This is a genomic window from Spirosoma soli (assembly GCF_042684525.1).
GTDB lineage: Bacteria > Bacteroidota > Bacteroidia > Cytophagales > Spirosomataceae > Spirosoma > Spirosoma soli.
This window is the reverse complement of the sequence record NZ_JBHULN010000003.1, coordinates 390,740-415,288: the sequence shown is the minus strand read 5'-3', so window position 1 is coordinate 415,288 and position 24,549 is coordinate 390,740. Positions and strand designations below refer to the sequence as shown.

20 protein-coding genes and 1 pseudogene are annotated in these 24,549 nt (G+C 49.9%); 8 read left to right on the top strand and 13 right to left on the bottom strand.

Annotated elements, in window-relative coordinates:
• Nucleotides 1–40 precede the first annotated feature (40 nt).
• Nucleotides 41–703, top strand: a complete 663-nt coding sequence (locus tag ACFSUS_RS07795) for a thiamine diphosphokinase (RefSeq protein WP_381521268.1) — start codon at nt 41–43, stop codon at nt 701–703.
• A gap of 106 nt (nt 704–809) precedes the next feature.
• The gene (locus ACFSUS_RS07790; RefSeq protein ID WP_381521265.1) at nt 810–1,568 is read left to right on the top strand and encodes a response regulator transcription factor; all 759 of its coding nucleotides are present in this window, start codon (nt 810–812) and stop codon (nt 1,566–1,568) included.
• A gap of 99 nt (nt 1,569–1,667) precedes the next feature.
• Here ACFSUS_RS07790 and ACFSUS_RS07785 read toward each other — a convergent pair whose 3' ends face one another.
• Nucleotides 1,668–2,018, bottom strand: a complete 351-nt coding sequence (locus tag ACFSUS_RS07785) for a hypothetical protein (protein WP_381521263.1) — start codon at nt 2,016–2,018, stop codon at nt 1,668–1,670.
• Nucleotides 2,019–2,466: 448 nt separating this feature from the next.
• Here ACFSUS_RS07785 and ACFSUS_RS07780 point away from each other — a divergent pair, with 448 nt between their 5' ends.
• Nucleotides 2,467–6,087: a PAS domain S-box protein gene (locus ACFSUS_RS07780; RefSeq protein WP_381521261.1), complete on the top strand. Its 3,621-nt coding sequence runs from the start codon at nt 2,467–2,469 to the stop codon at nt 6,085–6,087.
• A gap of 10 nt (nt 6,088–6,097) precedes the next feature.
• Here ACFSUS_RS07780 and ACFSUS_RS07775 read toward each other — a convergent pair whose 3' ends face one another.
• From ACFSUS_RS07775 to ACFSUS_RS07745, 7 genes are all read right to left on the bottom strand, one after another.
• Nucleotides 6,098–7,225, bottom strand: a complete 1,128-nt coding sequence (locus ACFSUS_RS07775; RefSeq protein ID WP_381521306.1) for an acyltransferase family protein — start codon at nt 7,223–7,225, stop codon at nt 6,098–6,100.
• The gene (gene porU2 / locus ACFSUS_RS07770; protein ID WP_381521259.1) at nt 7,225–11,289 is read right to left on the bottom strand and encodes a putative type IX secretion system sortase PorU2; all 4,065 of its coding nucleotides are present in this window, start codon (nt 11,287–11,289) and stop codon (nt 7,225–7,227) included. Before porU2 ends, ACFSUS_RS07775 begins: the two co-directional genes overlap by 1 nt.
• A 103-nt stretch (nt 11,290–11,392) precedes the next feature.
• Entirely contained in the window at nt 11,393–12,127 is a 735-nt protein-coding gene (locus ACFSUS_RS07765) for a pirin family protein (RefSeq protein ID WP_381521257.1), read from the bottom strand.
• Nucleotides 12,128–12,140: 13 nt separating this feature from the next.
• Nucleotides 12,141–12,611 carry a carboxymuconolactone decarboxylase family protein gene (locus tag ACFSUS_RS07760; RefSeq protein ID WP_381521256.1) on the bottom strand — a complete coding sequence of 157 codons (471 nt, stop codon included), beginning with the start codon at nt 12,609–12,611 and terminating at the stop codon, nt 12,141–12,143.
• 250 nt (nt 12,612–12,861) lie between these two features.
• Entirely contained in the window at nt 12,862–13,284 is a 423-nt protein-coding gene (locus ACFSUS_RS07755) for a putative quinol monooxygenase (protein ID WP_381521254.1), read from the bottom strand.
• Between the two features lie 45 nt (nt 13,285–13,329).
• Nucleotides 13,330–13,779, bottom strand: coding sequence for a cupin domain-containing protein (locus tag ACFSUS_RS07750; protein ID WP_381521252.1), 450 nt, complete (start codon nt 13,777–13,779; stop codon nt 13,330–13,332).
• Nucleotides 13,780–13,802: 23 nt separating this feature from the next.
• A complete protein-coding gene (locus tag ACFSUS_RS07745) occupies nt 13,803–14,786 on the bottom strand; it encodes an aldo/keto reductase (RefSeq protein WP_381521250.1) in 984 nt (327 codons plus the stop codon).
• A gap of 219 nt (nt 14,787–15,005) precedes the next feature.
• On the opposite strand from ACFSUS_RS07745, the gene ACFSUS_RS07740 reads away from it, so the two are divergent.
• The 3 genes from ACFSUS_RS07740 (at nt 15,006) to ACFSUS_RS07730 (ending at nt 19,065) form a co-directional block, all read left to right on the top strand.
• Nucleotides 15,006–17,039, top strand: a complete 2,034-nt coding sequence (locus ACFSUS_RS07740) for a M13 family metallopeptidase (RefSeq protein ID WP_381521248.1) — start codon at nt 15,006–15,008, stop codon at nt 17,037–17,039.
• A 141-nt stretch (nt 17,040–17,180) separates the two neighbouring features.
• Nucleotides 17,181–18,053, top strand: a complete 873-nt coding sequence (locus tag ACFSUS_RS07735; protein ID WP_381521246.1) for an SDR family NAD(P)-dependent oxidoreductase — start codon at nt 17,181–17,183, stop codon at nt 18,051–18,053.
• Between the two features lie 91 nt (nt 18,054–18,144).
• The gene (locus ACFSUS_RS07730) at nt 18,145–19,065 is read left to right on the top strand and encodes a helix-turn-helix domain-containing protein (RefSeq protein ID WP_381521244.1); all 921 of its coding nucleotides are present in this window, start codon (nt 18,145–18,147) and stop codon (nt 19,063–19,065) included.
• A gap of 50 nt (nt 19,066–19,115) precedes the next feature.
• On the opposite strand, the pseudogene ACFSUS_RS07725 reads toward ACFSUS_RS07730, so the two are convergent.
• Nucleotides 19,116–19,521 (bottom strand): annotated as a pseudogene (locus ACFSUS_RS07725) (molybdopterin cofactor-binding domain-containing protein); the annotation flags it as partial.
• A 133-nt stretch (nt 19,522–19,654) separates the two neighbouring features.
• Here ACFSUS_RS07725 and ACFSUS_RS07720 point away from each other — a divergent pair.
• Nucleotides 19,655–20,566, top strand: coding sequence for a helix-turn-helix domain-containing protein (locus ACFSUS_RS07720; protein ID WP_381521242.1), 912 nt, complete (start codon nt 19,655–19,657; stop codon nt 20,564–20,566).
• A gap of 154 nt (nt 20,567–20,720) precedes the next feature.
• A complete protein-coding gene (locus ACFSUS_RS07715; RefSeq protein WP_381521240.1) occupies nt 20,721–21,950 on the top strand; it encodes a PQQ-dependent sugar dehydrogenase in 1,230 nt (409 codons plus the stop codon).
• A 219-nt stretch (nt 21,951–22,169) separates the two neighbouring features.
• On the opposite strand, the gene ACFSUS_RS07710 is transcribed toward ACFSUS_RS07715, so the two are convergent.
• The 4 genes from ACFSUS_RS07710 to ACFSUS_RS07695 all read right to left on the bottom strand — a co-directional run bounded on the left by ACFSUS_RS07710 (nt 22,170) and on the right by ACFSUS_RS07695 (nt 24,524).
• Nucleotides 22,170–22,916 carry a dioxygenase family protein gene (locus tag ACFSUS_RS07710; RefSeq protein ID WP_381521238.1) on the bottom strand — a complete coding sequence of 249 codons (747 nt, stop codon included), beginning with the start codon at nt 22,914–22,916 and terminating at the stop codon, nt 22,170–22,172.
• 204 nt (nt 22,917–23,120) lie between these two features.
• Nucleotides 23,121–23,546 (bottom strand): LytR/AlgR family response regulator transcription factor, encoded by a 426-nt coding sequence (locus tag ACFSUS_RS07705; RefSeq protein WP_381521237.1) that lies wholly within the window; start codon nt 23,544–23,546, stop codon nt 23,121–23,123.
• A 26-nt stretch (nt 23,547–23,572) separates the two neighbouring features.
• Nucleotides 23,573–24,034, bottom strand: a complete 462-nt coding sequence (locus tag ACFSUS_RS07700) for a hypothetical protein (protein ID WP_381521235.1) — start codon at nt 24,032–24,034, stop codon at nt 23,573–23,575.
• A 4-nt stretch (nt 24,035–24,038) separates the two neighbouring features.
• The gene (locus ACFSUS_RS07695; protein ID WP_381521234.1) at nt 24,039–24,524 is read right to left on the bottom strand and encodes a hypothetical protein; all 486 of its coding nucleotides are present in this window, start codon (nt 24,522–24,524) and stop codon (nt 24,039–24,041) included.
• Nucleotides 24,525–24,549 lie beyond the last annotated feature (25 nt).

Sequence of the window (24,549 nt, the reverse complement as noted above, 5' to 3'; positions counted from 1 at the left end):
GCAAGCCATAGTTTCAATTTCGTAGCCTCTTCATTTCCGTATGTCGTCTCATCATATCGTTCGTGATAAGCAAGAACCCGCGTTGCTGATTGCCAATGGCGAGTCTTGCCAACCCGAGCTTTTAGGTCAATTATTAGAATGGAGTCCGTTTGTGGTCGTGCTGGATAGTGCCATCTGGCGCGTGCTCGATCTGGGTATTAAAGTAGATGTGTTGCTCGGCGACTTCGACCGCGATTTAGACCTCGACACGATCCGGGCGCAGCAATATCCGCTGGAGATTGTGCACACCCCCGATCAAAACAAAACAGACCTTGAGAAAGGAATTGAGTACCTGATTGAGCAGGGGTATCCGGCGGTCAACATCATCTGGGCAACGGGTCGCCGGGCCGATCATAGCATCACGAACATGACTAATATTGTGCGGTACAAGGACCAGATCAAGATTGTTATGCTCGACGATCATTCAAAAATCTTTCCGTTGGTCGGTCATTTCGAAAAGTGGTATCAGGCCGGTACGCCAATATCTCTAATTCCGGTTGGGACGGTCACCGGCGTTGATTCAGAAGGGCTCACGTATAATCTGAGGCAGGATACGCTATCGATTGGTTATCGCACCAGCAGCAGCAACGAAGCGGCCGAAGATGGCTTTGTCCGGCTCCGTGCCCAAACCGGCGATCTGTTGATTATGGAGTGTTGGGATTGAGATATTGTCTGATTGACAAAATAGAATTTGTAAGCAAGCGGCTGGCCTGAATTTTGCAGAACGCAACAGCGTACAATGAGCATAATCTGTCAATAAGCAGTCCTGTATGGCAAAAATTTTAGTTGTTGAAGACGATAATCAACTGCGGCACAACATTGTCGAGCAACTTGAACTGAACAATCACGAAGTCAGGTCGGCTAAGAATGGGGTACAAGCTTTGGAAGTCATTCAAACGTTTTCTCCTAACCTGATTCTGTGCGACATTATGATGCCCGAAATGGACGGAATCAGCTTTATTCGCGCCATTAAATCTGACCCCTATTACAGCTACATACCTTTCATTTTTCTGACGGCCAAAGTTGCACAGCAGGATCTAATCCAGGGGTTAGAAGAAGGAGCAGTCGATTATTTACCTAAGCCTTTTCTGCACAAAGAACTGCTGCTAAAGGTAAACAACATCACTAACCAGCAACGGGAACTGGTTGTCCGGCAGTTGCAACAAAGCATCGCCGACGAAGAACCGGATTTTCAGTTTGCCAAACAATTTACTGAACTGCTCGAGCGACATTTTAGCAACGCTGCCCTGACGGCCGAACAGATGGCTGAAGAAGTTAACATGAGCCTGTCTGCTATGCAGCGAACTATCAAGAAGAACTTTCAGAGCAACTTCAGCGAAATGCTTAAAGAATATCGGTTGCAGAAGGCTACCAACTACCTGACCCAAACCGATCATAGTATACAATGGGTGGCCGACCGGTGCGGCTTTAGTAGCCTTTCTTACTTTTCCTACTGTTTTAAAGAAGCTTATCAGGTTCCCCCTCTTCAATTTCGGGCGAATAATCAGCTGAGCGCTAACAACAAATAGTCTGAGTTAGCTCATTCCGGTAACACCTTAACACCAGAACGAACCGATACGTGAAGCATCGGTTCGTTTTGGTGTATCAATAAATAAACTAGGCTGCTGTTAATTAACAGTGACTTGTTGTTCTCTCAATAATTTGCTAACAAATTTGTTCACCTGTCGCATAGTACTGGCGTGTTTCATCAGCAAAGCGTCGGTGGTAGGACGGCCCAGCGCGTTTCGGCTATCTGCTTTGTCGAGCTCTATCAGAAACTGCTCAAGCGTTTTGGTAAGTAGTTGCTGAACACTGCGGTAATTAGCTGCCACCTCCGCAGAAAGCATACTCGACTGGCCTAGCATAGACTCCAGTAATGTATAATTTCTACGTAAGTTTCCTACCTCGACCTGCCAGGAAGGAAAACCTGAAACTAGAAAACCTGTATTTGTGGTTTGACCAAAATTTGCGCTGTTCATAACTTACAACAAGTTGATGGCGGGTTAAACGTTAGCTGTCAGAGCATGGTAGTAACGATGACAAAGATAGAAGAGAGGATTGTTGAATAGACGTCGATTTTTGTAGAAATTAATTGCTTTCAGCGTTACCTTTCATTAGTTGTGATAACTTTAAATGGCTGATCTGTTGCATTATAACCTACCCTGGCAACAAGCTTCCAGAGTAGGTTTGGCTCCTAGGGCAAGACAAACGAACGGCTCTCTTTAAAGAATCCGTGCACCTGACTACTGCACATTAATTGGTTTATTTCTTGCCGATGGTATCCAAACAATGAATGCGAGCTTAAGCCTGCCTCGGGGGGCATTTAATAACGTATCGAATAACTTAACGAGTAGGTGAGCTGGCAACTGAGCTATTGATTGATGGTACATGGCTCCCGCTTGCTATGAGTCTAGTATAAACGAAGTGATGATTGATCTGTTACCTGATAATGAAGCGGCTCGGCTGAACGCACTGGCCACATATAACATTCTCGATACACTCCCCGAAGACGAGTATGACGCCATAACGCAGCTGGCCTCTCAGATTTGCCAAACACCCATTTCACTTATTTCATTGGTAGACCAGGAGCGTCAGTGGTTTAAATCGGCCGTGGGTCTTTCCATTCCCCAAACTCCCCGTGAACAGGCATTTTGTGCTCACGCCATTCAAACGCCAACGGAAATAATGGAAGTGGAGGATGCCCGCCAGGACGAACGCTTTATTAACAATCCGCTCGTTACGGACGAGCCACATCTGATTTTTTACGCCGGAGTGCCGTTGGTTGATGACGCCGGACAAGCCCTGGGAACTCTGTGTGTACTTGACCATAAGCCCCGGCATTTGTCCGATCAGCAGGCAACGTCGCTCAGGGTCCTGGCCCGGCAAGTGGTTACTCAGTTACAATTACGCAAAAGCCAGCTCTTACTGGAGAAGGCCAACGAGCAGCTAAACACTCTAAACCAGGAACTTTATAAGAACAATCAGGTATTGCGCACGGTGGTGGATAATTGCCCCGCTGGACTGGTACTCTGGCAAGCGGTACGTGAGCAAGGTGAAATCGTAGACTTTCGGTACGTGTTTACGAACCCCGTTAATGCTAAACTGACCGGGCTGAGTATTGAAGAAATGACCGGGTCGTTGTTTAAAACGTTGTTTCCTCGTAGCACTAAAAATGGCTTGTTTGAGCGATTGGTTACCGTCGTGGAAACAGGGCGGCCTCAGCAATACGAAACATATGATCGGTTTGGCCAGGTAGAGCTCTGGGCCAATTTTTCGCTTGTGCCCTTTGAGGATGGCGTTTTAATCACCGCTCAGGACATCACCAAACTTAAACAGGTTGAAGAACAACTGCGGCAGCAGACCGAGAACCTGGCGCAGCTTGTTGCCGAACGAACCGCCGAAATCAGCCGGATGGGGGCTTTGCAAAATGCCATTCTGGAACATGCCGGGTTAGCTATTATCTCTACAGACGTTAATGGTATTATTCAGACAATTAATCCCGCTACGGAGAAGCTTCTAGGCTATAAGGCGGCTGAGCTTGTTGGCAAAGTAACCCCCGTCGTTCTGCATGACCTCGCCACGCTAGAAGCCATCGCTACAAAATTCTCCCGCCAGCTGGGGCGACAGGTCGCCGTTGATTTCAGTCTTTTCCAGCTTATGTTGGACACGCCGGGCAGCGAGTGTGTGTTACTCAGTAAGGATGGTCGTCAGATTCCGGCGTTGCTGACAGTGACCCCCCTGCACGACGATGCTGGAAAGGTCATTGGCTACATTGGCATGTCGACCGACATTACAGCGCTCAAAATGGCCAGAGCCGAGCTGGAAGAAAAAAATCGGGAGCTGAATACGTTCTTTGAGGTGGCGCTGGACCTGCACTGCATTGCCGATACGAACGGTAAGATTATAAAGACCAATCCGGCCTGGTTCACCACGTTAGGGTACAGCATGGATGAACTGGCATCCATGAACCATTATGATCTGGTCCATCCCGATGATCGGGAGCCAACCAAACTAGCGATCCGGGAGACGATTCAAAATCGACCCAGCGAAAGTAAGGTGAACAGGTTCAGGCGGAAAGACGGAACGTACTGTTTTATTGAGTGGAAAGCCATTGTCATTGATCATATTTTATACGCTTCGGCACGTGACATTACCGAACAGCAACAAACCGAGCGCGAACTTAAAAATTCCAACCAGCGCCTTCATCTAGCTACACAGGCTGCCGGGCAGGGGATCTGGGAATATAACATTGACCAGGATAAACTTCTCTGGGACGAACGTCTGTGCGCAATTCATGGCATTGAACTGAATAAGGCTGGCATGAAGTTTCAGGATTTCCTGCGGATGATTCACCCCGATGATCTTGAAAAGTTTTACCTAGATACCATTCCTAAAGCCGACGACAGCATTGCGAATGTAATGCGGGTCATTCGATCTGATGGCGAGATTCGCTATACCGAAACGCGGGCCCGTATCATCCGGAATAAAGCAGGTGCCCCTACGCGTATGGTGGGGGTTGTCTGGGATGTTACGGAGCGAAAACAGGCCGAATTTGCCCTTAGCCAAAGCGAGGAGCGATACCGCTCGCTGGTCAATAATCTGTCAGAAGTAGTGTTTCAGTCTGACCTCAATGGGGTCTGGACGTTCCTGAATCCATCCTGGACTAGAATGAGTGGCTATACCGTCGAGGAATCAATTGGTCAACCTTTTTATACGTTTGTCGCGCCCGACGACCGGGTGAATAACGTAAAACTATTCAAAGAACTGTTTGCTTACCGTAAAACTTATTCGCGGCATGTGCTACGGTATCATCACAAAAGTAGCGGTGAATATCGTTGGGCCGAAGTCTTTGCCCAGCTGGTGTTCGATGACCAGAATCAGCCCGTTGGCACTACCGGTACTATTACCGACATTACCGATCGAAAACAGGCTGTGGATGCCCTGCGCGAGAGTGAACAGCGGTTTCGTGAGTTTGCCGAAAACGTGGACGAGGTGTTCTGGATTCATTCGGCCAACCCGTTTCAGCTGCTATACGTAAACACCGCCTACGAGCGCATGTGGGGAATGAGCCGTCAAAGTCTCTACGATAATCCGGCATCATTGCTAACACCCGTGGTTGAGGAAGATAAACCGGAGCTCATTGATAAACTGAAACGCTTCGTGAAAGGCGAAGAGATTGTGGTCCAGTACCGTATTCGTCATGCCGACGGCAACATTCGCTGGATAAGTAGCCGCACGTTTGTGATGCGAGACCCGGAAGGCAAGCCGCTCCGCTATGTTGGCATTGCCAATGACATTACCAGTCAGAAAGAAAAAGAATTCGTTTTGCAGCAGTCGTTAGAGCGTGAACAGGAACTCAACAAATTGAAGTCGCAGTTTGTGTCGACAGCCTCGCATGAGTTCAGGACGCCTTTGGCCACGATTCAATCGAGCGTTGATCTGATTAAGCTGTACTTAGATAAACCCAAGGGATCGGCACGGGCATCAATCGAACGGCACCTGGATATCATCGAAAAAGAAATCACTGACTTCAGCGAATTATTAACGGCTACGTTAACATTCGGCAAAATCGACGCTGGTCGCATTACGTTCGTTCCCGTTTGGATCGATCTCATCGATTTAGTCGCCGACGCAATCAGTACCCATTTCACGGGTAGACAGGATGGCCGCACTGTTCGCCTTTCCATCAACGGCACGCCCCGTCCGGTGTATGTAGACAGCACGTTGATTACTCATGTACTGGTCAACTTGTTGTCAAATGCGTTTAAGTTTTCTGATGAAGATACTCAGCTCGACATTACGTTCGACGAACATGAGCTGTTGTTGGTTATTACAGACAAGGGCATCGGGATTCCGGCTCATGACCTGCCGCATTTGTTTGAAACATTTTTTCGGGCGAGTAACGCCAGTAACGTTCAGGGTTCGGGATTAGGTTTGGTAATTGCCCGTCAATTTGTTGACCTTCACGGAGGTTCACTTGAGGTATTAAGCGAAGAAAACAAAGGCACAAGCTGCCTGGTAAGGTTGCCAATGGAAGCAGACCGTTAGATTAATCTGGTTAACTAGCTCCCGATTGGTAGGCTGATTTTCTGAAATTGGCATCATGGGCGATCCTGAGTCGCTGTTGCAGCGGTTTCTCAACCCAGACAAACAGCCCGTGAGCAATCAGGATGAGCAGTCCGAACAAAACCCAGGGGTTGCTGGCAATTCCAGTTGCTTGGAGCGCCTTCGGAATAATACCAATGTGGATCAGATAGAATGCGTAAGAACTTTGGCCTAACCGTTGGATGACAGGCAGCGCCAGCACCTGACCGCTAAGCGACTTTTGCCGAAGAAGCCCTAGCAGAAACAAGCTTATTGCAATGGGTAGTATGAAGTTGTACACAATCACTTCACTGAGAGTCAATACCACTGGGCTGTCTGTGTGAGTTGAAACGTTGGCTTGCCAGAGTACGCAGCTACCTAGTAAGACTAAACCAGCTGCATTTGCGTAACGGATGCGGGACAAATGGTTATTGTGCCACTGCTGAGCCAGCCACATGCCTACAATGAACTCGAATGAGCGCCCAAAGAAGGTATAAAACAAGACAAAGGGTATGGTTTCGAATAGGCCCTGTAGGTTAAACTGACCAACACTTGCCCAAAGCAGCAAGCCCATACTGATTAAGCAGAGCGTGAGTGGTAACGCCCCCCAGCGGTGCAGCCCAGTAAACAGGAACGGTGCCAATCCGTAGAAACAGCATTCAACTGTCAGGCTCCAGCTCTGGGCAATACCGCTAAACTTGTAATCGGTGAAAAAACCTTTGAATAAAGTCAGGTTGAGGCCAAATACCAGCCAGCTACTATCATGGCCCTGAACGGCCTGGACACTAACCGTAATGAGCAGCAGTAGCAGATACAGCGGAAAAATCCGGGCGAAGCGGTTTTGTAAGTACACCCGCCACGACCAGCTTTGGGCCGCCAGATAGCTGGACGCATAGCGGTGATACACCAAAAAGCCACTCAACACAAAAAATATAGAAACGCCCATGTAGCCTTGGTCAAACACCTGATGCGCGAAAGTATTGGGTGGGGCCGGGTTGTAGTGGTGCAAAAAGACCAGAAAAGCCGCAATGGCCCGCAGACCAGTTAGGGCTGGGACGTATTGGCTGGGTGCCGCAACTGTGCGAGTCGTTTCGGTCAGCATCAATGGGTTAGGATAAGCCGCCCAACCATGGAATTGGCTGAGTCGTTGGCAACGGACCAGTTCTGGCCGGTTGCGTTGACGCTAAGTGTATAGACATACACGCCAGCGGGAAGTTGTTCGCCGGAGTCCGCGCACCCATCCCATGTCAACTCATTGAGGCCAATATGCCCAGGTTGACTCAGATGCCGCACGATATGAGCCTTAACATCCGTGATGGTGACGGTCATAGCGTCAGGCGCTTTGTTGCCCGTTAGCTGAAACCTAAACCGAACCTTATCGCGGAAGGGGTTGGGAAAGACTGTCAGATTCGTGAGTTTGCGTTCGTTGACAATTCTGAAGTTAATTCGGTAGGGTGTTGCCTGATTGCCAACCGCATCCTGGGCCGTAACCAACAACTGATATTCGCCTTCAGCCAGTACAGGCGATGGGTAGCTGATCCGAAACAGGTTATCGGCTCCGGTAGGTTGTACCACTGCCCTACGCCAGTTGAGTCGCTCATAACGGCTCTTGCCTGGGTTTTGCAAAAACAAGTTCAGGCCCGTGGTGTCGCGCCGGATGAGTGAGCGGTTGTCGTCGGCCACCAGCACATCAATAACGGGTTGGGCTGAAACAACAGCGCCATCATCAATACGGGCGCCATCGAAAGCGGCCTCAATCACCGGACCCCACTGGTCAGGCTGCACGGGTAACGCTACATCAAGGGTATTATTCAAAAACGAGTACTCGGGTTGCAAACGAGGGTTTACGGTTAGCACAACACGATTAATGCCGGGTAATGTCTCGGTTGTAATGGTTGTTATGAACCGTAACGTATCGCCAACCGCTGGTGCCTTTAGTCGCCATTGGGTTGTTTGCGGCTGGGCCAGGTTCGACGCATAAATAGTTTGACGCACAACGAGTGAATCCGTATAGGGATAGGGGCTAAGGTTCGCAAATTGAACGGGAATAGCGACTGCGTCACCCTGTTGAATGCCGGTTGGTACCGCCTTAGCCAGCTCAATGTGGCCTTCTGGCAAGCCTAACGAGCGGCTATTAGACGCGTATACAAATGAGCCGGTCGACCATTGGTTGGTATTACCCGTTGTCGAACTGCTATCCTTGACTATCTGCCGGACTCGCCAGTAGTAAGTGGTGTTTGGCTGAGGTAATAGCCTGACTTGGTGGCTGATCGTGTTTGTTGTGGTGATGCGTTGCTGAAGCCGGATGGGGCTGTTGAACCGGGCAGTAGTGTCAAGTTCGAGATCGAATGTACCCACCCGTTCAGTCCGGTAGTCGGCTATTAACCGTATGGTCGTCATTCTGACCGTATCGCCCGGGGGCGGATAAAGCAAGGTGGGCTTCTGCGCGGCAAGGGTTATCTCGGCAATGGCGGTGTTGTTATTTCGGTTGACTTCGGGTTGAGTGATGTCAGGTCGTAAACCCGTTGCGTTTACGGTCACCTCAAACTGATTGGTACCGACGGCATCCCGTTCGTTGGGTATGGTAATTGCAAACGTATCGAGGTAGGCGACACTACGGAGAAGGGTAAGGTTGAAAACCCCGGTCTGCCGTCCGTTCACGTAGCGGTTAATTCGAATTGGTAGTCGACCGCTACGATGTTGCCCTGTATTTCGTATAACGGCCCGTATGCGCACTGAGTCGCTCAGCGTAGTCAGGGGTAGCCCGTCGGCCCCCTGGATGCCTACACCACCTGCCGTTATCACATAGTCAGGCGTAGTAAATGGGAACGGCCGAATGGCGGGATCACCCTGCAAAACCATCTGCTGACAGGTGGCTAAATCAAGGCCGCCCGGTGATCGAGCCAATACACGCCGAATGGTTTCCTGCTGAAGCTGACCAATGGACTTGTCGAGCTGCGTGCTGTCGGCTAATAAATCGTAAAAAGTTGTACTGTAGTGATTCAGATAATCGACATACCCCAGATGACTGTGGGCAATGGCCGCGATGGCTCCCCGGTTAGGCGTCAGTACCCAATCGGTGGTGAGGGTTGGTCGCCCGAAAAAGAAGTTGCCAATAGCGCAGCCGTTAATGAGCAGTACTGGGTACTTACCTTTGTTCCGGTAACCCAGGGCATCGTCTGAACAGAAACCGATATTTAAATCGGTTACGTCTAAACCCGAATGGCCAAAGAAGGTCATTAAGCCGACCCCTTCGTTAACGGGTTTAGCAACGTTGATGTGTTCGAGAGGGCTATCCGTTTCTTTAGAGAGGGTGGTTACATGGGCGCCCAATGACTGATTCGTAGCTTTATCTCTATAGCTGTCTACCAGACTGCGTAACAGAGCAGCCTGACTCGGCGAATCGCCCCCGCTGAGGTGCAGGATATTTTTACGCCATAGCCCATCGTCCGACGCGCGCTCGAATTCTTTGACTTTGCTGAGGTAGTCAATGATCTGCTGGGGCGTACTGGCATTGATGCGCCCGGTCGGGATGGCGGGTACATCCCTGGATTCGGAACTGCCCAGTCCGGAACTATCCAGTCCGGCCGTGAACGCTACGTCGGAGCCGGGAAAACCAGCGGTCATCACCATGTCAAGATCGGCCTGTTGAGCGTTGTGCCGAACACCGGGCGTGCTTCGGCTCCGGCCAAGAAGCAACAGGTACTGAGGAAAACCTTGGCGAAGCATTTGCGCGGTAAATCGCCGGATCGCCAGCGGGTGGCGCTCGCCGTAGCTGAACTGATCGAACAACTGTTGCATGGTAACCGTCAGCGTATCATGATTTCCACCTTCGGCCGAGGCTCGGTAAGCAGCATACGCCTGAACCGCATTGGGGAATCCACCAGCGGGCTTCATTAAGGCCTCGTGAGTGACAATCAAATACGATGGTCGGCGATTTGCCCAGTCGACAAACCGTATGGGCCGGAGATAAGGAACGCTCTTAGGCTGATTGGCGCTAAGGAGCATCCGGGCGGTGCGCGAACTGTGCACTACCAAACGTGCCGAGTCGCCCGATACGACGGCCCCGATGCGTATGGGGTCATTGGGATTAGTAACGTCCCAAAAGCGCGTGCCGGGCACTACCTTGGCAATCGTGAGTAATGACCGGTTGGCAGCGTTAGCCGCTAATCGAAATTGACATAAGTCCCGCCCATTCGTCGTGAATTTTTGTGGATACCGTAAGCGAATGTACGATACCGAATAGCGATCAATGCCGGAGCCGTCGCCCCGCGAGACCGTCGAGATAAGTAGCTGCCCATTGGAATTAACATCCGACCAGCTTACCTCCGGTTCCAGCCGTCCGTTATCGTATGCTGAAAAGCTAAGGCTGCCAATCGGCCGTTGAGCGTCGGATGCTGGTCCTGCCCAACTTTCAACGTAGTGTTTTGTGTAATCCTGGCCCACCATAAGCACATCCACCTGCGGGGGCGGGCCCGTCCGAAACGCGTTACTGAGCACAAACGTACTGGTGAAAGGCTTATCTTTTTGCTGAATTGGGCCGGTGTAGCCTTCACCTGCTTCATAAAAGCTGTATTCAATCTTAGACGTAATACCCGCCGGATAGCCGGGATACGTATCGGTAAAGACTCGAGTGTCTTCTTGCCAATGATACAAGTCTGGCGTCAGATTGGCTCCATCGGTATCGGCATAGCTACCCATTCGTTTACCAGCCTTGCCGTCTGATCGCCAGGTAAGAAAATACGCCGTCGTATCACTAAATAGGCTATAGTACGTGTGAGGCTGCGGGTTAGCGGTGTATTGCTTCTCGGTGCGGTACAGTAACGAATCGGGTGTTCCATCGTTACTTCGCCCGTAAAACTCCAGGAAATCGCTCACGTCGAACCGTTTATCGGCTTCTCCTTCTACGTACATTGCCTGCTCAACACCCCGATGGAACAGTTGGAGTGTTGTTGGGTCGAGGGTTCCCAGGGGGACGCCAGCGTCTCGCAGTTCAGTTGCTGTGATGCGATATAGGCCCGGTTGAGCAATGGGTATTTTGTAATAGGACTGACCAAAATTGATCCATCGATTAGACGGAGGTTCATTGTCAGGCCTTTGCGTTTGCGAGCGGACAGTATTGGCAATAAGAACTAAAAAGAACAGTAGGGTAAAGGTACGGTGCATACAGAAACGGTAGGAGGGTATAAAAATACACAAATCCGTTTCAATCTTGTACGTATGAAGCTTTTAGCACGTGAAGTGCCTGCCTGATGGCCATCCTGGATCGTTAACCAACGGCTGATAAATCCAACAAAATTAGCAGCGCATCATTGGACAAGGCTTCGAATTCCAATACGTCGTCATGGTCATACTGTAAAGCTAACCCATCGCGCTCGTGAAGCAGCCGGTTGGCAACTTCAAACACCCCCTGTAGAATAAGAACAAAAATACGTCCGGCTTTACCAGTGGAGGCTGTTCGTATGGCGTATGTTCCTTCCTGTCTGCCATCGTACCGACCAATAAATCCCCGATAGCCGGAAGGCTGGCCAGCTTCTGCATCATGCTCGCCGAAAAGTGGGAGGAGCATATTGACGGTTGCCAGATCAAAGTTGGTTTGACTGACTGACGGTGCAAAACCGTTCGAAGGCTTCTGCAACCAAATCTGTAGACAGTTAATGAGTTCGGTCTCGTAGGGGTTACTGATTTGATAGGTCATGCCCGCTGCCAGCGATAAAACGGCTGCTTGTCCAGGTTCGAGAAAGGCCGTTGCTTCGGCAATAGTGTAACCGAGTCCGCCCACTACGGGCAGCAACACTACCTCCATTGGCTGCTCGACCTGCATGCTCAAGGTAGTTCCGGCGCGTAAGGAATCATCGTTCAGGAGACATAGCGGGCCGAACGGTTCTCGGCTTTCAGCAACGTAGGCCCCGAAGTTAAAAAAGTGGTAGCTTCTGAAAGAATCCGTCTCCAGGCGGCCGCGCTGCTCCGCCAAATAGATATGAGCCTGAGTTTGGCTATCCATGATGAGGATGTGTTTATAAAGAGCTGAAATGTCCACAAGCTCTCTTGGTTAGCCCGTTATGCATGCCGATGCCGAAGTGGGCACATAGTTGACTTTCAACACCACCAAGAGCGGCAAGCGCCGAAATCGTAACAATCTCGCGAGTTTTCCAGTCTAGGTTATCCCGTCCGATGCTTTTATCAGTTGGCAACGGCGATGGCTCTTTGCCCACCGGCTCATTAATGCCCTGTTGCTTTCGTTCCTTCAGCACATCCACAAAGCGTTGAAGCGCATTCAGGCTGCGGGGAATCCGGTATAGGCATAGAGCTGCACGAATTTCTTTTATCTCGTTGATAGATAGACCGGCGTCTAGTCCCTGGTTCAACGCTTGTTGCAATTGCGCTATATTGCCTTGAGCCGTAAAAGCGGAGATGGTGACGATGCTTTGCTGTTTTACACTCAATTGCTGACCTGTTTGCATACGGTACTGATTGTTTGTCTGCATCGGTTGATGGGCATGTAGGTGGTTGGTTAAACAGAACGTAGAAAGGCCCAGCACCAAGAAAATATTTATAGAAATCATACGAATGTCTTTCGTTCAAAATCACGTCAAAGGCTTATTCAGCAATGCGAAAAGATGATTAATGATGCCAGGATTGTTCAACTAGAACATTGCTAATTGCCTGTTTCGAGCTGATGCACCAAGGTAACCTATCGTTTTGAATTGGTTGCCAAGAAATGTTTACGGCAAATGCTCACCGTCTATCTTCTTTTACTTTTCTGAACAGCAGGGGCATTGTAGAGGCATCTATCGATTCCATATCCACTAATTTTAGTGCCTTTACCATATTCAGCGTAGTGGTTTTGTACTTCTGAAAATGGGCTGTTTTCAAGTGCTGCTCGTAAGCGGCTCTGTCGGCATACATTTCCAGAATTCTGACCGATGTAGGATTCTCTTTTTGATACATCGGAAAGATGGCAATGACACCCGGCTCCAGTTTTACAGAGGCAGCTGATTCTTCTTTTAGAATGGCTTTGTATTCGTCCAGATGAACCGGATCGATTTCAATTTCTGAAAGACGTACCATCATGTTTTGTTGCTGAGCCGAAGTGGTTTGGTAACTACCAACCATCAGGATCGAGACTAAAAAAGAGAGGAGTGTGTTTTGCTTGTTCATTTTACGTACAGCATACTTGTTAGGGACTGATTTTTGATTGTTTATTTACTTTCCTCCATATTCTTCATCCGTCACCCGTTTAAACCAGATGGTTCGGCCTTTTTGCGTCGGCGTGGTGGCAATGTACGTAACGCCACTCGTGGGGGTGGCTCCGTGCCAGTGCTCCACGCCCGGCTGACATTTGATAATTTCTCCTTTACGAACGGTCTGTCGGGGTTTGCCCCGTTCCTGATAATAGCCAACACCGTCGGTATAGAGTAGAATTTGTCCGCCCGGATGGGTGTGCCAATGTAAACGGGCACCCGGCGCAAAGGTGGCCATCGCAATGTTGTAGTTGAAGGTACTGTCGGCCGGACTCAACTCGTTGAGCCAGACCGTTCCTACCTGGTGATCGGTGACCGCTTTTTCACCTTTGGGAAAGATGAGCGCTTCCTGCCCCATAGCCTGTGTAGATAGCGCGGCAGCGAATAGAATTACATACAATACTCGTTTCATATCAGTAATGAATTTTTATTAGCCTAACGACCAACCATTTTTTGCAACTGTTCGGGATACCGAGCACCCTGTACATCAATTGCTGAAACGGCCTCATAAATTGCTTTAAGATCATCGGTGCTCAACGTAATGTCCGCTGCTCCAAGGTTTTCTTCCAGTCGGTGCAATTTGGTAGTGCCCGGAATCGGCACAATCCACGGCTTTTTGGCTAATAGCCAGGCCAGGGCGATCTGTGCCGGGGTGACATTTCGTTGGTGAGCAATCTGGCTCAGCAGATCAACCAATCCCTGGTTCACTTTCCGGTTCTCTTCCGAAAAACGAGGGACGACGTTGCGAAAATCTGTCTTATCAAACGTGGTGTTCTCGTCAATTTTGCCGGTCAGGAACCCCTTGCCCAGTGGACTAAACGGCACAAAGCCAATACCTAATTCTTCCAGCGTTGGCAGTAGTTCGCTCTCCGGCTCCCGCCACCAAAGCGAATACTCACTTTGCAGAGCCGCTACGGGTTGAACCGTATGAGCCTGACGAATAGTCGCTACACCCGCTTCCGACAGGCCAAAGTGTTTGACCTTGCCCTCGTTGATTAACTCCCGAACGGTTCCGGCCACTTCTTCAATGGGTACGTCAGGATCGACCCGATGCTGATAAAACAGGTCGATAACGTCGGTTCTCAACCGTTTGAGCGACGCTTCGGCAACGGCTCTGATGTTCTCAGGGCGGCTATCCAGCCCCAGGGTGGTTCTGCCTTCTTTGAAACCAAACTTGGTGGCAATGACTACCTGGTCACGGAACGGGGCCAGGGCTTCGCCCAGCAGTTCTTCGTTGGCGAACGGCCCGTACGCTTCGGCAGTGTCAAAAAAGGTGACGCCCCGTTCAAATGCCGCCCGAATCAGTTTAATAGCCTCTTGCTTGTCGGTGGCGGGACCGTAGCCAAAACTCAGGCCCATACAGCCCAGCCCGAGGGCTGATACGTCAAGGCCACTGTTTCCTAATGTGCGTGTTTGCATGTTCTATCAGTCTTTGAAAGTAATTGGTCTGGTGTAGTTCCAGTGCTCTACAAAGGTCTCCTCATTTCTTCGCCTGACTGGTATACAGATTACGGGAATTACTACCAATATTCCTGAGTAAGGTTTATGTATAGGCAAGGTGGTAGTAAAGGGTTAATTTTGGCGTAGATAAACTAACTACCGATACACTGCGACGATTTGAGACATAACACGACAAACATGAAAAGACTGGTCTATTTCTTTCTAATGCTGTTGCTGGCAGGAGCCTGTCAGCGAGGTGCCATTCCAAATGCAACTAGTCCTACTGCAAAACGCGTCGTCATAACGGGTGTAGACGCTTCCAAAAAACCTGGAGATGATTTTTTTACCTACGCCAATGGCATCTGGAACGATACCGCCCGGATACCGGAAAGCCAGGCAGGTGTAGGGGCTTACTCCTTCATGAATTATCCGCAACGCATCCGGTTGCAGGCGATTCTGGACAGCGTTTCGACCACCAAAAATCCAGCGGGGAGTATCGAACAGAAGGTGGGTGATTTTTATGCGTCCGGCATGGACACAACCGCTATTAATAAGCGCGGTTATGAACCCATCAAGCCCCTGCTCGCCCGTATCGATGCCGTAACGGATGTTCCTTCTTTGTTAACGTTGGTGGCTCAGGAACAAAAAGTAGGGGATCGGTCCATCATTGGGCTCTACGTAGGCCCCGATAACAGGCGGAGTACGATCAACATTGCTCAGTTTAATCAAACTGGCATTGGCTTGCCCGAACGGGAGTATTATTTTAAAACCGATTCGTCAACCGGCTCGATTCAAAAAGCGTACCGGGACTATCTGACCCGCCTGTTTGAACTGACCGGCACAGAAGCAGCTACAGCCGTTAAAAACGCAGCGGTTGCCTATGACATCGAAAAACAGCTGGCCACCGCCCATCGAACGAATGTTGAACGTCGGGATGTCAAGGCAAACTACAATAAACTGGCGGTCGCTGATCTTGCCCAGAAACAGCCTACTCTCAACTGGACAAAGCTGTTGGCTGACCTGGGCGTACAGGCTGATTCTGTCAATGTTGGACAACCGGGGTATTACGACAAGCTGAACACGATGTTGACCTCCGTTCCCATCGATGACTGGAAAGTTTATCTGAAAGCCCATGCCCTGACCAACTATGCCAATTACCTGAGCCAGCCGTTTTTGGATGCGTCTTTTGCTTACACTAAAATTCTAACCGGACAAGCGGTTAAGAAAACACGGGCCGAAGACATGACGCAGGCGGTCGATGGTTCGCTCGGCGAGGCACTGGCCCAGTTGTACGTGAAAAAATACTTCCCCGAAGAGGCCAGGAAACGGATGGCGGTGCTGGTCGGTAACCTCAAAAAAGCCTTTGAAGCCCGTATCAGCAAACTGGAATGGATGAGTGATTCGACCAAAGCCAGAGCGAAAGAGAAACTGTACGCCTTCACCGAGAAAATCGGTTATCCGGATAAATGGCGGGATTACTCGAAGGTGGACGTAAAACGAGACGCTTATTTTGAGAACCGGTTGTCAGCGAATAAAAATGATTATCTCCAAAGCCTGGCTAAAGTAGGAAAGCCGGTCGACCGAACAGAGTGGCACACGACGCCACCCACGGTAACGGCGTATAACAATCCTCCGCTCAATGAAATTGTGTTCCCGGCGGGTATTCTACAACCTCCTTATTTTGATGTGAATGCCGATGATGCGCTGAACTACGGCGGCATCGGCATGGTGATCGGGCACGAAATAACACACTCGTTTGACGATCAGGGCGCCCAATATGATAAAAACGGCAACGTGACCAACTGGTGGACCAAAGCGGACTATGCAAAATTCAAAGCAAGAACCCAGCAGGTAATTGATCAATATAACAAGTTTACTGTACTGGATTCGGTGCACGTAAAAGGAGCCTTAACGGTGGGGGAGAACACCGCCGACATTGCCGGGGTCGCCATTGCCTACGATGCCTTTAAGCTGACTGAGCAGGGCAAAAGCACGACGAAACTGGACGGCTTTACCCCCGATCAGCGGTTCTTCATCTCGATAGCCCGAATCTGGCGGGTAAAAACCAGGGATGCGTACATGGGTATGTATGTTAACACGAACCCGCATTCACCGGCCAAGTGGCGGGTAAACGGACCGCTGATGAACTTCACGCCGTTTTACAACGCCTTCAATGTGCAGCCGGGCGACAAAATGTATAAACCCGAACAAGATAGGATAACGGTTTGGTAAGTGTATTTCTGTTATTGCCGTAATCTGTACCCTGTCGATTTATTCCCTTACTCATTTTGACTACAAATCCCCGCAATTAGACTACAGGCAGGGAATTGTAGCGCCTGACCTTTGACGTATCATTAATTTACGTTTTAGATCATGGTACATCAGAATGAAAAAGCAGACGGTCAGTCTGCGTCAACGTCCACTAAAGTCTGGTTTATTACGGGTACTTCCCGCGGGTTTGGACGCGTTTGGGCCGAGGCTGCCCTTACCCGTGGCGACAAGGTGGCGGCTACCGCCCGCAACCTGGAAAGCATTGCCGACCTGAACGAAAAATATGGCGATAATGTGCTGACACTGGCGCTTGACGTGACACAGCCCGAGCAGGTAAAAACGGCCGTTGAGCAGGCCTACGCTCACTTCGGCCGGCTTGATATTGTATTTAATAATGCCGGGTATTCGCTGGTAGGTACCATTGAGGAGGCCAGCGCGGATGATATTCGCGCCCTGTACGAAACGAATGTCATTGGGCCGGTTTCGGTTATTCAGGCGGCTTTGCCGTTATTGAGAAAGCAGGGGGGCGGTCACATTCTCGGTACATCGAGTAACCTGGGTCATGTAACGTTACCCGTGATCGGCTATTACTGTTCGTCAAAATGGGCATTCGAAGCCATTCATGAAAGCCTGGCTACGGAGGTTAAACCATTTGGGATCAACGTAACCATTATTGAACCGGGGGCTTATGCCACCGAGTTCGGCAGTCAGGAATCCCTGAAGTTCGCACAGGGTCTCGACATTTACGCTGATTTCAAAGCCAATTTTTTCGGAGGTTTAAGATCAATGGAAAGAGGTGATCCCGCGGCAACGCCTGAAGCACTTTTTGCCGTAGTTGATGCCGAAAATCCTCCGCTGCGGTTCTTTCTGGGTAGCCACAATTTGCCCTGGGTACGTACTGCCTATACGGAGCGGATGGCGACCTGGGAAGAATGGGCAGACATTTCCAACGCGGCTCAGGGCCAGGCCAGCTAAGGAACCCGGAAGCCGGGAAATGGCTTGATAAAGCATCCATGCTAACCGATGGTCGAATGGGTATCGGTTAGCATGGTTTATGAACTGAGTTATGAGAAAAGAGGAAAACGGCCCATACAAAATTGAATCGCTGGCCGATGCACACCGGGCCTTTGGTTTACCAACCCCTAAGCATCCGCTGGTCAGTCTGATCAATGGCGCTCACAATCCCGTAGCCATGAATGCACTCCCTGGCGCTCATGTGCTGGGTTTTTATAAACTGTCGTACAAGCCAAAACTCAGCGGCCGGTTAAAGTACGGCCAGAGTTATTATGATTTTGATGAAGGTGGGTTATTATTCGCTTCGCCAGGCCAGGTAATTGGCAGTAATCACGACGATGGCAGGATCTGTTCGCAGTATACGTTGCTCATTCATCCGGATTTCTTTTTAGGGTATCCCCTGGCCAAGACCATAAAGCAGTATGGCTTCTTTTCGTATGCAACCAATGAAGCGTTGCACCTTTCGGAAGATGAAAAATTGACGATCATTGAGATTTTCAAAATGATTGAAAAAGAATTGAACAGCCGGATCGATGACTTCAGTCAGGGCGTAATTATTTCCCAGATCGAGTTATTGATGAACTATGCAAATCGTTTTTATAAACGCCAGTTTATAACCCGCAAAGCCGTAAACCACGATTTGCTACAAAAGCTGGATGACGTATTGGATCATTATTTTGCCAACGAAACATCGTTAAGCCAGGGATTACCAACCGTCGGCTACCTCGCTGAGCAGTTAAACCTATCGCCCAGTTATTTAAGTGATATGTTGCGGTCACTAATTGGACAAAATGCCCAGCAGTACATTCATGACAAACTGATCGCAGCCGCCAAAGAAAAACTGTCTACCACCAATTTATCGGTCAGCGAAGTGGCTTATGCATTGGGATTCGAGCATTCGCAATCGTTTAGTAAACTCTTTAAAACGAAAACTAACCTGTCGCCCCTGGCATTTAGACGGTCGTTCAATTAAACAGACTATCGTACAAAATGCTTTTTCTGCATGGCATTGCCGTTCTGTTCTTAAATCCGCTTTCCCGGTTCGAGCTTAAACGGCTGATTATATTGCCGTTTGCCGGTGTTTTTGTACAAAGCATTGGCCACTGCGCCAAAGACGGGCGGGAAGGGTGGTTCGCCTAATCCGGTCGGGTCAAGGTCGTTTTCGACAAAGTGAACCTCAATCTGGTATGGGGCCTCGTTATGGCGAATGATCCGATACGTATCGAAGTTGGTTTGCTCAGGAGTGCCGTTTTGTGCGTCAGGGCGCCGTAAAACGCATTGCCAATCCCATCGACACCGCTCCCTGCACCATGTTCGTAGCCGCATCGCGGTTGACTACAATCCCGCAGTCCATCGCACTGAATACCCGCTCCACATACAGTTGCCCGTTTTTCGTAACCATGTCGACCACGTGAGCCGCGTTCTTACAAAGGTCTCATCTACTCTTGGTATGGATAGTATACAGATTACGGATTTAGCTACCAATATTCCTGATTAGCGCTGCGTCATCAGGTAAGAGCCTGATAGAGCGTTAATTTTGAACTGGATAAAACGACAGCAATATGGATGACTTGCGCCGGTTTGAGACCATAAACGATTACAACGCCTTCAATAATAATGAAACACGCCACCCGCTGGTGAGTGTAGTTGACTTGTCGAAGGCAAACCCCCGACAGGGTTCCCGGATGTATTTCGGCTTCTACACCGTATTCCTGAAAGATGTCAAATGCGGTGATCTGGTGTATGGCCGCCACACGTATGATTACCAGGAAGGAACCCTGGTTTTTCTGGCACCGGGACAGGTGGCGGGCATGAACAGCAATGGAGAAACGTACCAGCCCAAAGGGTATGCACTGATCTTTCATTCTGATCTAATCCATGGAACAGGCCTTGGCCGGCATATTCAGGAGTATACGTTCTTCGGCTATCAATCGAATGAAGCCCTGCATTTGTCCAGTCGGGAAAGGCAAATTGTATTGGATTGCTTTTCTAAAATTGATTACGAATTAGAACACGCCATCGATAAGCACAGCAAAGGGTTGATTGTCAATAATATTGAATTGTTTTTGAACTATTGCGTCCGTTTTTACGAGCGCCAATTTATCACCCGTGATAATGTGCACAAAGGCGCTTTGGAACGATTTGAGGATTTGTTGAACGCCTATTATCAGACCGATAAACCACAGACGATGGGTTTGCCTTCGGTAGCGTATTGTGCGGGCGAATTGAATTTGTCGGCCAATTATTTTGGCGACCTGGTGAAAAAAGAAACGGGAAAGACAGCGCAGGAATATATCCAGGCGAAGGTGATGGATGTGGCGAAAGAACGAATCTTCGATCATAGCAAATCTGTTAGTCAAATCGCCTATGACTTAGGATTTAAATATCCGCAGCACTTTATCCGTTTGTTTAAACAACGGGTAGGGCAATCGCCCAACGAATACCGCCGAACTGCCGATGCGGACGCTGCATAACAAGTACCAGTCCAGCCCGAGCGAGGGCTGTTCTGCGAACGTTTAAAGCGCACGGATATGGGTTCTCATTTCGTCTATTTCGGTAAAAAATAGGGAGCCGGCCAAACTTTACCGCCTATGAAGGGTAATTATTCATACTAACTGTCAACGTACTATGAAAAACTCCCTGCTAATTGTCATCGCCACTACGCTGGCCTTATCGGCCTGCAACCCAGATGTCGCGGATAATACTGATCCGGCTACAGGGTCGAAGAACGGGTTACCGGTCGAAACAAATCCGCCCAACTCGACCTATCAACCCGCTTTTGCGGGCCAGACCCGAATCGCTGGTGTCCAAACAACCTCCCGCTACGAAGCAAGGGTACTTAACCGAGCCCTGACGAGCCCCTGGGGTATTACCGCTCTGCCGGATGGCCGACTACTCGTCACCGAAAAAGCGGGGACGATGCGGATTGTCACCGCAGCTGGTGAGCTAAGTGGCCCAATCCAGGGCCTGCCGCGGGTTAATGCAGCAGGGCAGGGTGGCTTGTTAGGCCTTCGGGTAGATCCCGACTTTGCCAATAACCGAATGGTGTACTGGGTGTTTTCTGAGCCGCTGGCCGAAGGTAACGTAACGGCGGTCGCTAAGGGACGATTAGCCGCCGATGAAACCAGGATTGAGGGCGCAACGGTTATCTACCGCGCCACCCCAGCTTATAACGGCACGGCCCACTATGGCGGTCGAATTGTGTTTGATCAGGCCGGTAATCTGCTGATTAGTACCGGTGAACGTTCCGATCTGGCCACCCGGCCTCAAGCCCAGTCGCTGACATCGGGGCTTGGTAAAGTCATTCGTATAACTAAAGAAGGGGTGCCAGCGTCCGGAAATCCGTTGGCAAGTCAAACGGGCACCCGCCCTGAGATTTATTCCTACGGGCATCGTAACCCGCAGGGGTTAGCCATTCATCCGGTAACGGGCGATGTATGGGAAAGCGAACACGGTCCGCGGGGTGGCGATGAGCTAAATCGGGTGCAGCCCGGTGCCAACTATGGCTGGCCGACGATTACCTATGGTATCGAATATAGTGGACAACGGGTGGGAGAAGGCATTCAGCAGCGGGAAGGGCTTGAGCAACCGGTTTATTACTGGGACCCTGTCGTGTCGCCTAGCGGCATGACGTTCTACAGTAGTAATCGCATCCCGGAGTGGCAAAACAATTTGTTTATTGGTGCCCTGAGTGGAATGCACATTGTACGACTCGTCATCGAGAATAATCGAGTGGTTGGCGAAGAACGATTGCTCGCGAGTGAGGGTCAGCGTTTTCGGGATATCACCCAAGGAACGGATGGAGGCTTATATGCCATTACCGACCAGGGACGATTGTACCGCATTGATCGAGAATAAGGTTGGCCGATTGTTTTGGCGAGAGGTAAGTTAGAACGCTCATGCAGGGTGAGCCGAACATAGGCTTGTATGGCTTTTTCGGCCAGATACCTGCCCACCAAACGAACCATTCTGTTTTTACATCTGATTTCATTCGGGTATAAAAAAAGAATGGTTCGTTTGTCGAAGGCCTTGTTATCCTTGCCCGTTGTTTTAAAACAGCAAAATGATCACCAACTATCAGGCGTTTACGACAATTGTGTGCGTCAGGCTGTAGCCCGCTGAAATGCTGCCCGACAGGGTCGCGAGCTCATTGGTGTACCCGTCACTAAATACGTTATCCCGCTCGTTGAGGGTATCCTGCTTGCCTTTGGTGTAGCCGTATGATTGCGCCGTTGTGTACACGGTATTCGACACGTCGTAGGGGAACGCAATTTGGGTCACCAGCAGCGACTTGCCCGACGCGTTGTAGATGTGCACATGAATGTGCGGAGCGCGGCCCCCGTACCAGCCCGGAAAAATAGACGTAAAGGAAACCAGACCATTGGCGTCGGTGGTCTGACGACCCCGTAAGAAATCGACGCTAGTATAGTTGATATTCTGCATACCGCTTCCGCCGTACTCGGAGTAGTTGCCATCTTTGTCACAGTGCCATACATCGACAATGGCTCCGGCTAACGCGGCACAACTGGCATTGGCATTCTTAATGGTGATGTTCATTGTCATGCCCACACCAGTCCGTCCATCAGTAATGTCTTTGCGTACAAAATTGGCGGGTACTTTCGTGGGGAATGGTCCTTGGGTTTCGCTGGGCGTAACGCTGCAATTACTCGCCGAATTGCCATTGGTCGAGCCCGTAGAGGTGCCCGAGCCTGTTGTCGTAGTTGGTTCAACCGATGTCTCTCTACAAGCGCCCATCAGCGGAACAATGGTTGCTACGCCCAATAAGCTGCCAAATCCGCGCTTTAAAAATTCTTTACGTTGCATACAAGTAACTCGTTAGATAAGTGTTTAACAAGGCATAGTTTCGTAATAATCTTGGTAAGCGAATTGAGCCTGTTTGTAGGTATGAATCTGTTTTGTCTAATAACGCAGGCAATCCAGTACTTCGTTGTCCCGGAAAACCACTTAGTGGTAAAACGGCTAAAAGTGTGGGTGAATGAGTAAAGTTACTCGGCAGCGTCCTATCTGTTAATACGTACTTTTAGCCCGGATCGTGGCACTGAATGTATAGGCTGCGAAATCTGCTGATTTAGTTTGCCCCAGAAAGCATCTCCGTACGTTCGATTCATAACTGGCTCCAATGGGAATGTCGCGCCCGGCCAGTGGAATGACTTTATTTCGAACACCTTCAATTCGGTTGAAGGTCACAATGTAGGACCGATGCACACGGATAAACGGACTATCGAGCGCATCCGCTCCCCGTAACCTGTAAAGCATGGCTTTCATGGTCATGTGGGCCACAATGGGGTGACGCGTAGATTCAAGATGCATTTTTAGATAGTCGTCGAGGCCCTCAATGAATAGAATGTCGGCCAGGGTAATTTTATAAACAGTATAGTCGGCCCGAACATAGATGTAATCCGGGTGGCCGAAAACCGTTGCTGGTTTGCCCATCGGGTGGTCTGGGTGACGGACGCTCCCTAAGAAATGGGGGTGGAGGCAGCGACGAAGCGGGTGAAGCATCGGCCCGGCGGGAAAAAATTAGGTTGATGGTTAATATTGGCTAAGATTGCCTGCACGAGCAGAAAGTAGCCCAGTACCGATAGCCCATATAAGACATAACTACGCTTAAAATAGGGTCGGGAAATCAAGACGTAAAAGTTCAGATAGAAAAAGGCAATCGTTAGCCCATACGACGCCAGATTCCGCCGTTCGTGCGAGTTGTAAGGTAACTCGGCCAGTTTGGCGAACCCATCTTCCACAAAGAAGTAAGGCAATGCCAGAAAGGTCAGGCACTCAGGAGGTGAATAAGAACGAGTAGGACGTTTCGGGGCATAGCGTGGAGTAAGCCAGAAAGTTAGCTTATTCGCCTTAATCGGGACGATAATCGCGGTGAAGGTTGCTGAACTGCCGGTAAACAATGTTGATCGACGCTTATTCACCAGCCTAATGGTCCCAACGTAAACCGGCTGTGTTGAAGCGAATTTCGCGGGGGCGTTGGCCAGCAAACTGAAGCTGGACCACCATGGCTTTGGCCGTCCTGATCTGACCAATCAGCCGTTGTTCAGCATCGAAGAAAACAATATTGGCCCGGCCGTTGGCAGCTGCCGATAGCGAATACGCAACGGCGCGTTTTCCGTCAAATTGAATGTTGGCGTTGCCTCCCTGAAAACTACGGGTAAACATTCCCTTTGATACTTCCAGGTACGCATAGGTATCACCGCCTTTGCGCCGGAGGGTAAGCGTCACAATCGACCCTCCGGTGTAGGGATACTCAAACTGAAGCACGTTGGTCGACGGTAGGGTCGCCTTGTAAACGGTACCACCCGCCCGGTCGACTGTTTTTTCGTACTGCCATGTCCTGGCCGGGGCCTGCGCCCGCACCATCAATGCGGACGTAAGCGCCAGTAATGTGAGATAGATTTGGCTCATGTAGGGTATACAACGAACCATAATG

Excerpts from the sequence above, each read along its gene's own strand:
- ACFSUS_RS07790 (WP_381521265.1), top strand. The coding sequence starts at position 810 with ATGGCAAAAATTTTAGTTGTTGAAGACGATAATCAACTGCGGCACAAC.
- ACFSUS_RS07780 (WP_381521261.1), top strand. The coding sequence starts at position 2,467 with ATGATTGATCTGTTACCTGATAATGAAGCGGCTCGGCTGAACGCACTG.
- ACFSUS_RS07750 (WP_381521252.1), bottom strand. The coding sequence starts at position 13,779 with ATGAAACGAGTATTGTATGTAATTCTATTCGCTGCCGCGCTATCTACA.
- ACFSUS_RS07795 (WP_381521268.1), top strand. The coding sequence starts at position 41 with ATGTCGTCTCATCATATCGTTCGTGATAAGCAAGAACCCGCGTTGCTG.
- ACFSUS_RS07715 (WP_381521240.1), top strand. The coding sequence starts at position 20,721 with ATGAAAAACTCCCTGCTAATTGTCATCGCCACTACGCTGGCCTTATCG.
- ACFSUS_RS07740 (WP_381521248.1), top strand. The coding sequence starts at position 15,006 with ATGAAAAGACTGGTCTATTTCTTTCTAATGCTGTTGCTGGCAGGAGCC.
- ACFSUS_RS07755 (WP_381521254.1), bottom strand. The coding sequence starts at position 13,284 with ATGAACAAGCAAAACACACTCCTCTCTTTTTTAGTCTCGATCCTGATG.
- ACFSUS_RS07760 (WP_381521256.1), bottom strand. The coding sequence starts at position 12,611 with ATGCAGACAAACAATCAGTACCGTATGCAAACAGGTCAGCAATTGAGT.
- porU2 (WP_381521259.1), bottom strand. The coding sequence starts at position 11,289 with ATGCACCGTACCTTTACCCTACTGTTCTTTTTAGTTCTTATTGCCAAT.
- ACFSUS_RS07775 (WP_381521306.1), bottom strand. The coding sequence starts at position 7,225 with ATGCTGACCGAAACGACTCGCACAGTTGCGGCACCCAGCCAATACGTC.
- ACFSUS_RS07745 (WP_381521250.1), bottom strand. The coding sequence starts at position 14,786 with ATGCAAACACGCACATTAGGAAACAGTGGCCTTGACGTATCAGCCCTC.
- ACFSUS_RS07705 (WP_381521237.1), bottom strand. The coding sequence starts at position 23,546 with ATGGGCAAACCAGCAACGGTTTTCGGCCACCCGGATTACATCTATGTT.
- ACFSUS_RS07695 (WP_381521234.1), bottom strand. The coding sequence starts at position 24,524 with ATGAGCCAAATCTATCTCACATTACTGGCGCTTACGTCCGCATTGATG.
- ACFSUS_RS07765 (WP_381521257.1), bottom strand. The coding sequence starts at position 12,127 with ATGGATAGCCAAACTCAGGCTCATATCTATTTGGCGGAGCAGCGCGGC.
- ACFSUS_RS07735 (WP_381521246.1), top strand. The coding sequence starts at position 17,181 with ATGGTACATCAGAATGAAAAAGCAGACGGTCAGTCTGCGTCAACGTCC.
- ACFSUS_RS07720 (WP_381521242.1), top strand. The coding sequence starts at position 19,655 with ATGGATGACTTGCGCCGGTTTGAGACCATAAACGATTACAACGCCTTC.
- ACFSUS_RS07730 (WP_381521244.1), top strand. The coding sequence starts at position 18,145 with ATGAGAAAAGAGGAAAACGGCCCATACAAAATTGAATCGCTGGCCGAT.
- ACFSUS_RS07710 (WP_381521238.1), bottom strand. The coding sequence starts at position 22,916 with ATGCAACGTAAAGAATTTTTAAAGCGCGGATTTGGCAGCTTATTGGGC.
- ACFSUS_RS07785 (WP_381521263.1), bottom strand. The coding sequence starts at position 2,018 with ATGAACAGCGCAAATTTTGGTCAAACCACAAATACAGGTTTTCTAGTT.